The organism is Paenibacillus kyungheensis, assembly GCF_028606985.1.
GTDB classification, from domain to species: domain Bacteria; phylum Bacillota; class Bacilli; order Paenibacillales; family Paenibacillaceae; genus Saccharibacillus; species Saccharibacillus kyungheensis.
This window is the reverse complement of the sequence record NZ_CP117416.1, coordinates 2,180,775-2,193,723: the sequence shown is the minus strand read 5'-3', so window position 1 is coordinate 2,193,723 and position 12,949 is coordinate 2,180,775. Positions and strand designations below refer to the sequence as shown.

Annotated in this window: 12 protein-coding genes; 8 read left to right on the top strand and 4 right to left on the bottom strand. The window is 37.4% G+C overall.

The genetic code is table 11. The features are described 5' to 3' along the window. Window positions 1-25 precede the first annotated feature (25 nt). Window positions 26-253, bottom strand: a complete 228-nt coding sequence (locus PQ456_RS09730; RefSeq protein ID WP_273615932.1) for a hypothetical protein — start codon at window positions 251-253, stop codon at window positions 26-28. Between the two features lie 333 nt (window positions 254-586). Here PQ456_RS09730 and PQ456_RS09725 point away from each other — a divergent pair, with 333 nt between their 5' ends. Then, window positions 587-1,681 (top strand): HEPN domain-containing protein, encoded by a 1,095-nt coding sequence (locus PQ456_RS09725; RefSeq protein WP_273615931.1) that lies wholly within the window; start codon window positions 587-589, stop codon window positions 1,679-1,681. Window positions 1,682-2,607: 926 nt separating this feature from the next. On the opposite strand, the gene rpsN is transcribed toward PQ456_RS09725, so the two are convergent. Both rpsN and PQ456_RS09715 read right to left on the bottom strand, forming a co-directional pair. Further along, window positions 2,608-2,877, bottom strand: a complete 270-nt coding sequence (rpsN, locus tag PQ456_RS09720; protein WP_273615930.1) for a 30S ribosomal protein S14 — start codon at window positions 2,875-2,877, stop codon at window positions 2,608-2,610. A 174-nt stretch (window positions 2,878-3,051) separates the two neighbouring features. Then, window positions 3,052-4,257, bottom strand: a complete 1,206-nt coding sequence (locus tag PQ456_RS09715) for a GTP-binding protein (protein ID WP_420540667.1) — start codon at window positions 4,255-4,257, stop codon at window positions 3,052-3,054. A 279-nt stretch (window positions 4,258-4,536) separates the two neighbouring features. Here PQ456_RS09715 and nikA point away from each other — a divergent pair, with 279 nt between their 5' ends. The 6 genes from nikA (at window position 4,537) to PQ456_RS09685 (ending at window position 10,795) form a co-directional block, all read left to right on the top strand. Further along, window positions 4,537-6,072, top strand: coding sequence for a nickel ABC transporter substrate-binding protein (nikA, locus tag PQ456_RS09710; protein WP_273615928.1), 1,536 nt, complete (start codon window positions 4,537-4,539; stop codon window positions 6,070-6,072). Between the two features lie 2 nt (window positions 6,073-6,074). Then, window positions 6,075-7,025, top strand: coding sequence for a nickel ABC transporter permease (gene nikB, locus PQ456_RS09705; RefSeq protein ID WP_273615927.1), 951 nt, complete (start codon window positions 6,075-6,077; stop codon window positions 7,023-7,025). Continuing rightward, on the top strand, window positions 7,025-7,876 hold the full coding sequence (gene nikC, locus PQ456_RS09700) for a nickel transporter permease (protein WP_273615926.1): 852 nt from the start codon (window positions 7,025-7,027) through the stop codon (window positions 7,874-7,876). The genes nikB and nikC overlap by 1 nt, the downstream gene beginning before the upstream one ends. Window positions 7,877-7,879: 3 nt before the next feature. Then, the gene (locus tag PQ456_RS09695; RefSeq protein WP_273615925.1) at window positions 7,880-8,683 is read left to right on the top strand and encodes an ABC transporter ATP-binding protein; all 804 of its coding nucleotides are present in this window, start codon (window positions 7,880-7,882) and stop codon (window positions 8,681-8,683) included. Beyond that, entirely contained in the window at window positions 8,683-9,471 is a 789-nt protein-coding gene (locus tag PQ456_RS09690; RefSeq protein ID WP_273615924.1) for an ABC transporter ATP-binding protein, read from the top strand. The genes PQ456_RS09695 and PQ456_RS09690 overlap by 1 nt, the downstream gene beginning before the upstream one ends. A gap of 310 nt (window positions 9,472-9,781) precedes the next feature. After that, window positions 9,782-10,795, top strand: a complete 1,014-nt coding sequence (locus PQ456_RS09685; protein WP_420540651.1) for an LCP family protein — start codon at window positions 9,782-9,784, stop codon at window positions 10,793-10,795. Between the two features lie 128 nt (window positions 10,796-10,923). Here the strand turns inward: PQ456_RS09685 and PQ456_RS09680 are convergent, their stop codons facing one another. Further along, entirely contained in the window at window positions 10,924-11,508 is a 585-nt protein-coding gene (locus PQ456_RS09680) for a TetR/AcrR family transcriptional regulator (protein ID WP_273615922.1), read from the bottom strand. 182 nt (window positions 11,509-11,690) lie between these two features. Here PQ456_RS09680 and PQ456_RS09675 point away from each other — a divergent pair, with 182 nt between their 5' ends. Continuing rightward, a complete protein-coding gene (locus tag PQ456_RS09675) occupies window positions 11,691-12,893 on the top strand; it encodes an MFS transporter (protein ID WP_273615921.1) in 1,203 nt (400 codons plus the stop codon). Window positions 12,894-12,949: the final 56 nt, after the last annotated feature.

Sequence of the window (12,949 nt, the reverse complement as noted above, 5' to 3'; positions counted from 1 at the left end):
ATCACAATACCTCAGCCAATCTATATTATACCTGAAAAGCACCTGTCATTCCTGTCTGTAAATGAACTGCAAAACGTTGCAGTACATCCTGTGCTTGATGTTCTTGATCATATTCACCCACTGTAAACGCAGATTCAACAGACCCGTTACCAGCATAAGCAGAGATTACAAATTTATGATCAGCAGTTTCTAGTTCTAACGTTAGGACAGTTGCATCAATAAATGTTGTACGGTCTTGGCTTCTGATCCACATGTTTGAGTGCTCCTTTGGTGGTTTTGTTGTATAAAGAAATTTATTTCACATAACATTACTAAATAATTAGAGATTCGTATAAAATAAAAAGGCAACGAAAATCGTTACCTTTGCTACACTTTAAATTAACATTAACATGTTTTACATATCAAAAAAATAGATTTGCTAAATCGTCAAAGTAAAGTTTTAGCAGTTGTAAATATGTAGAAAGAAATTGCTAAATTAGCAAACTAAAACTATAAGTTTTACAACACACATAGTTAATTTATTATATAGAGTAAACGAACTATTTCAAATTAGTTATATAATATTTTTTAATTTAGGAGGATTAATATGATCTATAAGGTAATACATGGATTTAAAGGATTGAAAATAATACCAGAAGTTCAAGATATTAATTTTTGGAATGATTACACTATTAAAGCTGGCTCAGTATTAACAGAAGATAAAATGGGATATCTTTTAAGTGGAGAAAACGAGCTTCAAGATTCTATTGACTATACTTTTTCTGTTATGATTGGTCAGATAAATTTTAAAAACTTAATAAATAATGTATGTCTTATAAAAGATTTAGAGACAGAAAATTCGTATGATTTAGATAGTGAGTTAGAATACGATTGTCGTTTAATTCAACTATTTCTTTTTTGTACTTGGATAATAAAAGATAATGCTATTAATTTAAGCCATTCATATTTATACAGCAATGAGAAAGAATTACTACTACCAAATGTTAAAGCAATTAATTTCACAACTTCTCGAAGTTCAAGTAATACAACTGATTTTTCTCAAATAGAACTTAAACAAGCTATTGAATTTTTTTATAAATATATTTTAAATGAATCGCCTCGTAATGCGCGTTTAAGAAGTGAGATAGAAAATGGAATGGATCCTTTGGGTATATTAAAAGAACTTCTTCAACCTAACCCTACTACGCCTCCTATCGCTGGACAAATTATTAATACTGAACAAAACTCAAAAGTCTTTCATTACTATACATTTGATCCTTACAATAATTATGATCGAATCACAAGAAGTATTCAATTTATTGCCTTTGTTCGATCACAATCTGAACCAACTCTTAAAATCGTATTTTACATTTTATTTCTTGAAATACTCCTCTCAAGAAGTAATAGTAAAATTTCTGAAAATCTAAGAACTAGAACAGCTTTATTAATAAGTAAAAGTCAAAGAGAAAACTCTTGGGTTATAGAAAGAGTTAAAAGTGCCTATGGAATTAGGTCAAAGTATGTTCATGGTTCAAAAATGTCTTTTAGAGATAATCAAGTTGATTTTATAATTCAACTTTCAGCAGATATAGATTGTATTTGTCGAAGTTTATTTGTTTGTATAAAGGAGAAACATTCTGAAATTTTAAATTTAGAAAGCGAAAATGAGATTACGGTCTATATAAATGATTTAAAAAATTAAAGCAAATAATTTCATAAGTTTAATTAGAGTTATTGATTAAAAGATATACAATTTATTAAATCTCAAATATATGCAAGCAACATGTTAAACATAATCTCATTTAATGTACTAGAAAATAAATCCTGTTCTAATATGCTTTTGAAAATAATTTCTATATACGTAACTTTTTTAATAATCTTTATTAGAAACCTTAGAATCCAACACTCTATATTTAAAAATGCACCACACGATATAAACCACAGCAAAAAATAAACTCCATTTTAAACAGGTAGATAATAAGAGATAGGAATAGTCTGACCAAGGTAAAGTTATGTTTATATACATGGCTTGAGTTGTTGATTCCGAGACTATACGTTGATCGGTAAATACGGAATACTATATCCCAAATACAAATCCATATAGCAAACATTTAATGATTCGTTTCTCATAATTTTTGATCACATTGATTGCCGACTGGATAGTCATAGTTCATGCTCCTTTCTACTTGATTATACAAATATTCTTTGTACCCACTATATGTAAAAATGCAAGCTATAACTAATACTACAATTGATACTAATGTTCACAATATATTAATATGTAAAATGATATACTCAAAATCAGTATTCACTGTGCGATCAGATGAGCCTATTGCCGAAATAATAAAACCTGTACAACTATTCTCTCTTTTACTTATGTATTTATTTCAATAAATTTTATCATGTAACTTCTCTCTCTGGTTCAATTCCTTCCACCTAATACCTTAGCAAAACCAATAAAAGAAATCCTTACTACAAAAAACATCATCCTCTACATTTTATTAGTAGAAAATGATGCCTTTTTACTTTTAATTTCTATAAACATAAATGTTAATAGTAACGTTCTTTAATCATCAAAAAATCATATTCAGTTTCATTCAATCTACTAAATAAAATTCTATTCTACTTTTACCAGCTTGCTTTTTGTACCCCGGGAATCTGACCTTTGTGTGCTAACTCGCGAAATACGATACGGGATACTTTGTACTTTTGTAAATATCCTCTTGGTCTTCCTGTGATCTGGCAACGACTTTTGAGTCGGGTTGGTGAAGAATTGCGTGGTAATTTTTGCAATGCTTCATAGTCTCCTTTTGCTTTTAGTTCACGACGCAAATCTGCATATTTAGCAACCATTTGTTCACGTTGTTGTTGACGAACGACTTTTGATTTTTTAGCCATAGTGTAATAACTCCTTTGTTATTCGTAATATTTATTGTTTATTTACAAAACAATTTATTCATTTTGTAGCACATGATTATTCTCTTGTTGATATGGTGCTATATATTTAGTGTCGATTCTAAAATTAATCTATGACACTAAAAAAATAACGATATTACTACCTTATCGACCTGCTTATTGACCTAATTGTGGAAAAGGATCTTTGAACTTTTTCCAATTGGAGTTCATTTCTTCTTCAGTCAGTAAAGTCTGATCCAAAGACTGTTCAATCTGCGCACGATCCAGATGTATTCCTATCAGTACAAGCTTGGTTACCCGATCGCCCCACACCTCATCCCAATCTGTAGGTAATGGATAATTTTCTCCCAGATGATATTGTCGTTCTTCCTCCGTCAGAGCAGCCATCCATAAGCCAGCCGGCGATAATTGCTTGGAACTGCCTGCTTGACTGAACGAGATCGCTGTCCGATTACGTGTAGCTAACCAGAGAATCCCTTTCGCACGTACTACTTCTTGTGGCCATTGTGTAATCCATTGCAACAAGCGCTCTGGATGAAAAGGAACTTTGCGTTTATATACAAAAGAACTGATTCCATACTCTTCTGTCTCTGGTGTATGCTCTTCTTTCATCATTTCCTGTATCCAGCCTGCCGATTGACTCGCTTGTTCGAAATCAAATCGCCCTGTATTCAATATCTCCTGTGGATCTACTTTGCCATAAGTGGAACGGATGATTTTGGCATTCGGTTGCAGTCCTCGTAGTGCTGTTTCTAATCGTTCTAATTCATCAGGTTCAATCAGATCGCATTTATTCAAAATCAATACATCGCAAAATTCAACTTGTTCGATCAATAAATGCACAATACGGCGTGTATCGTCTTCGCCTGCGGCTTGTCCACGATCTGCAAGAGATTCACGCGAATAATAATCGTGCCAGAAGCCTTGAGCATCCACCACAGTGACCATCGTATCCAGACGGGTAAACTGCGTCAGATCGATTCCCTGTTCTTCATCAATATAGCTAAATGTCTGAGCGACAGGAACCGGTTCGCCAATCCCTGTCGATTCGATTAATAAATAATCATAACGTCCATCACGAGCAAGCCGTTCTACTTCGACCAGCAAGTCTTCGCGTAATGTACAACAGATACAACCATTAGACATTTCGACTAATTTCTCATCAGTTCGCGATAATCCTCCGCCATCACGAATAAGGTCTGCATCAATATTTACATCACTCAAGTCGTTTACAATAACCGCTACTTTCAAGCCTTCGCGATTGTTTAACACATGATTAAGCAATGTCGTTTTCCCTGCGCCTAGATAACCACTTAATACGGTTACGGGAATCTTAGAAGATTGTTCGATCATCGTCATGATTGATTCCTCCACTTCTTTAATCGTAATTATTACTATTAATTCTATGAATACACTGTACTCCTCTTATTTCTGATTTGTCAAATGATTTTCAAAATATCAATGATATGAAAATACGGTCATACGTTGATGATGTATATCAATTTTTAGTTTACAATCGTAATCGTAACGATTATTATTTAAGAGGTTGACCTGTTGATAATGTATTTCATTTACGTTGTAAGAAATCAACAGGAGTAAGCATAGTATGTACAGACTGACTATATATAAGGGGGATTTTTCTTGTTATTATCTTTTGCTCGCACATTACGTTATCCGATCTCATTATTGATAATTGTTCTAGTATTAAGCGGTTGTACTTCGCCATCGTCATCTTCTACAACTAGTGAAGCAACTCCCAAAAGGCTAACACTTCTATTTAATGTTCAAAGCAATACGATTGATCCACATACTGATGTGAACTATACCGCTTCGCGCGCAGGAATTAGTGAAACACTGGTTAAAGTCGATGATCAGCAACAATTACAACCATGGCTAGCCACTTCTTGGGAAAGTAAAGATGGACAACACTGGACATTCCAGATTCGTCCTGATGTCACTTTCCATAGTGGTACGTCTGTTGATGCACAAGCAGTTAAAGATTCTCTCGAACGTGTGATTCAAACCAATCCTGCGATTCGTAATGCTCTACATATCGAGAAGATAACTGCTAAAGGGCAAACGTTACAGATTGTGACGGATACCCCTCTTCCTCAATTCCCTTCAGAACTGGTACATCCGAATACCGGTATTATAGATACGGCTGTAGATGCAGGTACACCCAGTGGTACAGGTCCTTTTGTACTGGCTCAATTTAAGCCGGGCATAGAAGTCGATGTGAAGCGTAATCCTACCTACTGGGATGGACAGGTGAAGTTAGATGAAGCAACATTCTCATTTAATGAAGATGCTAATGCTCGTCTGCTGGCTCTACAATCAGGGAACGCCGATGTGGTCTATCGTTTTCCTGTAGAAAGTCTATCTCAATTACAAACCGATCCTAATCTAGTGATCGAATCGGTTCCCGGCTTACGTGCTCATCAATTAATTTACAATATGAATCATACACATCTGGCAAAATTACCTGTACGTCAAGCCATCGATTCCCTTTTGAATCGTCAAGAGATTGTAGATGCTGTCATGTCAGGTCAAGCTTCTGTAGCCAAAGGGCCTTTTTTGACAGATTCACCATTCTCTCCCCCATACACAGACAAGCCATTTGATATACAGCGTGCACGTACCTTATTCGCTCAAGCTGGATATACAGTAAGCAATGGTATAGTGACGGATAATGGAACACCGCTAACGTTCAAACTGATCACTTATCAATCACGTGCTGAGTTGCCTTTGATTGCACAGTTATTGCAAGCTAATGCTGCTCAATTAGGAATTAAGCTAGAGATTCAACAAGTGGATAATGCGGATGAGTATTTAGCAGAAAATAAAGATTGGGATATGGCGATCTATAGCTTTATTACAGCACCACGCGGTGATGCAAGTTACCTGCTCAATTCGGTCTATACCCCAACAGGCGGACTAAATTACGGACAAGTGAAAGATGCTCAATTAAATACATTAATCCAACAATTGAATCAAACGGTAGATAGTGATCAACGTAACCATATTGCTCAACAAGCTGTCGAAATGATTGACCGCAACTTGCTAAATTCGTACATTATTCATCCGAATAATTTTGTTGCTCATCAAAAAAATGTGAGTGGCTGGGTTACAAGCAAAAGCGAATATTACATGTTAACGAAAGATCTGGATGTGAATTAATTATGCGTATGTTGATACAAAAAATAACAGGATTATTGCTGTTTCTGTTCATTTTATCGTTTATCAGCTTTTGCCTGCTCAAGCTTGTACCCGGCGATCCGGTACGTAGTATGTTGCGGGTAGATGATGTAGCTGTAACCAATGAGCAGATTCAGCAGATGCGAGCACAATTGGGATTAGATCAGTCTGTGTTTGTTCAATATGGGTACTGGCTTCAAAATCTATTTTCATTAGATCTAGGTCATTCGTATATGACTGCACGACCTGTATTTAGTGAATTTATCGAAAAAATTCCGTATACACTTATGCTGACAGGTACTTCGCTATTAGTTATGATGATCATTTCGCTACCACTCGGGATTCTATCTGCTTTATACCGGGGTCGATGGACTGATCATATTAGTCGCATTTTTGCTCTAATCGGTTCTTCGATTCCAAGCTTTTGGTTAGGTCTATTATTAATCGATCTATTTGCAGTAAAGCTTAGAATACTGCCTTCTATGGGAGAAGGTTCATGGCAACATCTTATTCTGCCATCTATTACACTTGGTATCGCTATGTCTGCGGTATATGTACGATTGGTGCGAGCTAGCATTTTGGAAAGTAGTCATCAAGAATTTATTCGTTCTGCTCGGGCTAGAGGAATTGGCAAAAAGCGTATTTTCACTTTTCATCTCATGCGTCATAGTCTAATACCGCTATTAACTGTTTTTAGTGAAAGTATCGGTAGTCTACTTGGAGGAACAGTCATGATCGAAGTTCTGTTTGCTTATCCTGGTCTGGGTAAATGGATTGTCGATGCGATTACAGCGCGGGATTATCCGATTATTCAAGGCTATATGCTATTTATGAGTATTTTTATCGTATTACTGAATATGGCTGTCGAATGGTCGTATCGTTATATCAATCCAGCGATTGCTATCGGTCAGCGGAAAAAAGGAGCGACTTCATGATGAATTTAAGAATAGGACTACGTTATCTCTTCTTGAGTCTATTCCTTTTATTCCTGATTCTTGCTCTAGTCTGGACACCTTATAACCCCTATCATATTCAAATGAGTGATCGGCTTCAGACTCCTAGTGCACTGCACTGGTTAGGAACCGATCATCTTGGAAGAGATCTGTTATCTCGTATTATGGAAGGTGCTCGGACAACGGTAGGGATCAGTCTAACGATTATGTTCGTATCGCTTCTTATCGGTGTTCCGTTTGGATTGTTATCCGGTTATATCGGCGGCTGGTTCGATAAAGGATTCAAAAAAATAATAGATGCATTTATGACATTACCTGATTATATTTTTGCTCTGATTTTAAGTGGATTACTCGGGCCTGGATTAGTGAACTTGATCTTTGCGATTACAGCAGTCAAATGGGTCAGTTATGCAAGGTTAGTACGAAGTATTGTACTGGAACAACGACAAAAAGATTATGTCCATCTTGCGGAAATCAGCGGGATGAAGCCGTGGACATTAGTCATAAAGCATATTTTGCCTCATACGATTGGTAATCTTCTCGTATTGGCTACGCTTGATATCGGTAAAATTATTTTGATGATCGCTTCGCTATCGTATATCGGTCTTGGGCCACAGCCACCTAGCCCTGAATGGGGAGCGATGTTAAGCGAAGGAAGAACGTATTTTCAGACTGCTCCGCATCTTATGATTTTCCCGGGATTATGTATTGTGATCACTGTTCTACTGACTAATAGCTGGGGTGATATTTTACGTGATCGGTATGATGTTCATGTTCAACCCGTATTATCCAAACGTTCTGTTTCTTCGATTCTATCGCGCAAAGGAGTGTAACCTATGTTAGCTATACAAGGATTGACTGTTCATCATCAATCACATACCCTTGTCCATCCGCTTGATCTTCAGCTAGAACGTGGAGAATGGTTAGCTCTTGCCGGTGAAAGTGGAAGCGGAAAAACATTAACCAGTCTAGCGATAGGCGGATTGCTATCAGCGGATCTTCATGCTCATGGCAGTATTGAGTTAGCAGGTAAGCAATTATTGCATTTGCCAGAATCTGAACTTCGGTTGATTCGAGGACGTGATATTGCTTATGTATTTCAAGATTATCAGGGGGCATTCACTCCATTTATTACAGTTGGCAAGCAAATGGATGAAATGATACGTGCTCATACTTCCTTGTCCCGTCAACAGCGTCACTCTATTTGTATAGAACGATTAGAACAAGTAGAATTACCTGCCAAGCAAGTCTATCATAGCTACCCGTTTGAATTAAGTGGCGGACAGTTACAACGTGCTGCGATTGCTACAGCATTACTTTTATCACCTAAAGTATTGATTGCTGATGAACCCACTACAGCGCTAGATAGTTTAACTTCTCGCTCTATCATTACGTTGATTCAGCGTATACAGCAAGAAACAGGTATTGCTATTTTGTGGATTACGCATGATCTACGTCAAGTACAGCGTACAGCAGATACATTGCTGATTATGAAGTCAGGTCGAGTTGTAGAATCTGGGAAAAGTCATAGTATCTTTTTCCATCCTACACATCCGTATACGATTCAACTGTTATCGTCGATTCCCAAGTTACCTTCTCGCTATCGTCTAGAGTTACAAAATAAGCAGGTGAACATATAATGACTACTCTATTGCCCACTATTTTAACAGCAGAGCATCTAACCAAAACGTACAACGATCACAATCATCCTGCACTGTCTGATGTATCATTGACGATCCGTAAAGGAGAATGTGTAGGGATTGTTGGTGAAAGCGGCAGTGGTAAAAGTACACTGGCCCGCTGTCTATTGCGCTTGGAATCGCTAGATCAAGGGACGATTGCATTTCGAGAACAACCGTATCATTCGCTAAAAGGATCTGCTTTGCGTCAAGCCCGTCAACGTATTGGAGCTGTATTTCAACATCCGACAGCCGCACTCAATCCGAAGCTTGCTATTATCGACTCCTTAATGGAGCCGCTTGATCTACAGCCAGCATTACGTCCTTCGTTTATCTCGTCTGATCACTACAATCGACAACAGATCGCGACTCAATTGTTAGAACAGGTTCATTTGCCGGCAACATTGTTATCTGCTTATCCACATGAATTAAGCGGTGGACAAAAACAGCGTGTAACGATAGCACGAGCGATCAGTACTGAACCTGATCTGATTTTATTGGATGAGCCTACAGCAAGTCTGGATGTTACTAGCCAGGCGGCTGTATTGAAGTTGCTACAAGAACTGCAACAATCTCTACATCTATCCTACTTATTTATTTCGCATGATCTAGCGGCAGTATACCAGATGAGCGACCGTATTGTGGTCATGCGTCATGGACAGATTGTCGATCAATTTGCTGCAAATGATCTGTACCATGACGAGCGACATGAATATACAGCTTCTTTACTGGATGTATTTTTAGCGTAAAATTACCTATTGCTGTGCTTAGGTTTAGCAAGTACTTTTTACTATTTTTTGAGCAGATTACGTTGAACATATACTTTGAATAGATACTTTTTTACAAGTTTGAAATTTACTATTCTTGTGACTTTGTAGCTCTATCTTATGAAAGCCTTTTTGACAGTAGATATCTTTCTCTACTTTTGAAAAGGTTCTTTATTTTTCATATCGTAATCATTATGTATATAAAGTTATCTTTTCGATAGTTTTTTAGTTATATGTTATCTATTTATACGGTTAAAACTCTCAAAAGTTGACAAATTGTTCATACATCCATATGATTTATAAAGATATTAGAACTATAACAATAAGTGAGGTTGGTCATTTGCTAAAAAAGATACTACAGAAATGGAAATGGATTGTAAGCATTTGTCTTATTGTAGGTGTAAGTACAGTTGGATATTATACATATTCGATTTACCAGTTTGCTCATACGATTTCGATTGCAGATGATACTTATCATTCGCCTGCTACTGATCAAGAGCAAGCTACTCCTGTATCCATTCCCAAATGGGATGGTAAAGAACCTGTATATATTTTATTGATGGGTACAGATACCCGGGATGCAGATAGTAATGGACGCTCGGATTCGATGATGGTTGCCACGATTGATCCTGTGACCAAAAAAGCTTATATCATGTCTATTTTACGAGATACGTATGTAGATATTCCGGGTCATGGAAGCAGTCGATTGAATGCGGCATATTCGTATGGTGGTGTAGAACTTGCCAAAGAAACGGTAAGTAATCTACTGGGGATTCCGATCGATTATTATGTAACGATCGACTTTGAAGGATTTAAAACGTTGGTCGATAAAATTGGTGGTGTTGAGATCGATGTAGAGAAAGATATGAATTATACCGATGGCGGTGATCAGCACCGATATGATATTCATTTGACCAAAGGATTACAGCATTTGGATGGAACGCATGCGCTTCAATATGTACGCTTTCGTCATGATGCTACATCAGACTTTACCCGTACAGAGCGTCAACGTAAGTTTTTAACTGCTCTAGCAGCAGAATTGCAAAGCTCGACTTCGATTGTCAAATTACCTAGTATTTTGAGTTCGATTGCACCTTATCTGCATACTAATCTTTCGCTGACTGATATGATTAAACTATCTTCACTCGGCTTAGATATCAATCTCGATAAAACCGAAAAATTGCAGATTCCTCCGAATCATTTACTGCAAGAAATCAAAGTTAAAGGTGCTTCAGTAATCGGCGTAGATAATCGCAAGTTGCACGAATATGTGCAGGAACAATTATCTGAGAGCAACGATAATTGAAGTTCAGATACAACAGATACAATTAACATCTATGCCAGTGAATCAATATGGACACTTTGGATAGTTGTTCTGCTTATATACGCATAAGTCATAATATTTGTAGTTCATATATCTCATGTGTATAGAAATTAATCATTTAATAAAGACAAAATGCCTGTGATCGAATGTTGGATAAAAGAACGTTCTGGTCGTGATTTTAACATTACCGTAAGCCCTATTAACGATACGATTAGCGTCTGTGCCAGTGACTTGGTATGGATGCTTTTTGGTAGTTGTCCTGCTTGTACTCCCTCTTCTAAGCGTTCCTGAAAAATAACCGTCAAATACATCTGATGTTCGCGCGTTAAAATTTCGATCTTCTCATCATGGGTGGCTAGCTCTACCATTGTATTAATACAAAAACATCCTCTACTTGGATTCTCTCCATAAGCTTCCTCAGCAATCTGCTCAAAAAAAGCACGAAATGCCTCTTGTACCGATACATGACCCTGCAACTGCTGACGAACAGATACCGCATGCCATTGATTGTATTTGCGCAAAGAAGATTCAAATAGTTCTCGCTTATCGCCAAAAGTAGCATATAGACTAGGACGCTGTATGCCCATTCCTGTTGTTAGATCTGTCAGAGAGGTCGCTTCAAATCCATTTGCCCAAAATAATTGCATTGCCGCATCCAACGCTTGTTCTTCGTTAAATTCGCGCTTACGTACCATTAGAATTTTACACACCTTTCTGTACTCATCAGTACAATATAATTTTACAGATTATTATTCTTAATGTCAAAGACAATGATTTTCTATTGACAAACTCTTTGTACTAAAGGTATATTTCTTGCGAATCATTTTGTACCAATCGGTATTTAATGAAATAATGACTACAAAGGAATGATTGATCCATGAAGCAACAGACTGTACATAGACCATTTACTCGCTCTATCGCTTTTTTATTTGCTATTACTTGTGGGTTAGCTGTTGCCAATATTTATTATGCGCAACCTTTATTGGACTCGTTAGCTGTAGCATTTGGTATTACTCATTCATTGATCGGTATCGTGATCACAGTCACTCAACTCTGTTATGCAGTAGGTCTATTTCTACTTGTGCCTCTAGGAGATCTGATACCACGAAGACCGTTAATTATTGGACATATGGCATTGTCTGTGATTGCCCTTGTCGTTGTAGGCTTGTCTCCAACGGTATACATCTTGTTCGGAGGATTAGCTATGGTAGGATTGTTGGCAGTAGTCACTCAGACACTCGTTGCTTATGCTTCTTCTCTTGCTAAGCCTATAGAACGTGGACAGATCGTAGGTATCGTCACCAGTGGAATTGTGATCGGAATTTTATTTGCCCGTTCGCTGGCAGGATGGTTGACTGATCTAGCAGGTTGGAGGTCTGTCTATCTGGTATCTGCTTTTCTTATGAGTGGTATGACTATCATCTTATTCAACATATTGCCGACCGACCGTCAAGTGAAATCCTCGTTATCTTATCCTCAGTTACTTTTTTCTGTGCTGAAATTGTATAAACAACAGCGCCTTTTACAAATACGGGGTGTACTCGCGATGTTGATCTTTATTGCGTTTAGTATGTTATGGACTTCGATAGTATTGCCGTTAAGTGAGCCTTCATTTTCACTTACACATACAGCGATTGGAGCATTTGGATTAGCAGGGATTGCTGGCACACTCGGAGCAGTACGAGCGGGCAAATTAGCAGATCAGGGAAAAGCACAATGGACAACAGGTATAGCGCTTGTATTGTTACTGCTGTCATGGATTCCTTTGTCTTGGATAGGGCACTCGTTGTATTGGTTGATTTTAGGGATTGTATTATTGGATCTAGCGGTACAAGCTGTTCATGTGACCAATCAGAGTATGCTTTTCACTATTATGCCAGAAGCACGTGGTCGCTTAACCGCCAGTTATATGATTTTTTACTCTATCGGTAGTGCAATCGGTTCGATGGCTTCGACGATGATGTATAGTTATGCAGGTTGGAGCGGAGTATGTTATCTTGGGGCTGGAGTAAGTATTATCGCTCTACTATTCTGGTTGGTAACGCTAAAAAACCCGGCTAACCACAAGTCTTTTACGTAACCTGTGATTAACCGGCATTCTATTGGGGATGTATCTATGGATAGACTATATTTAGA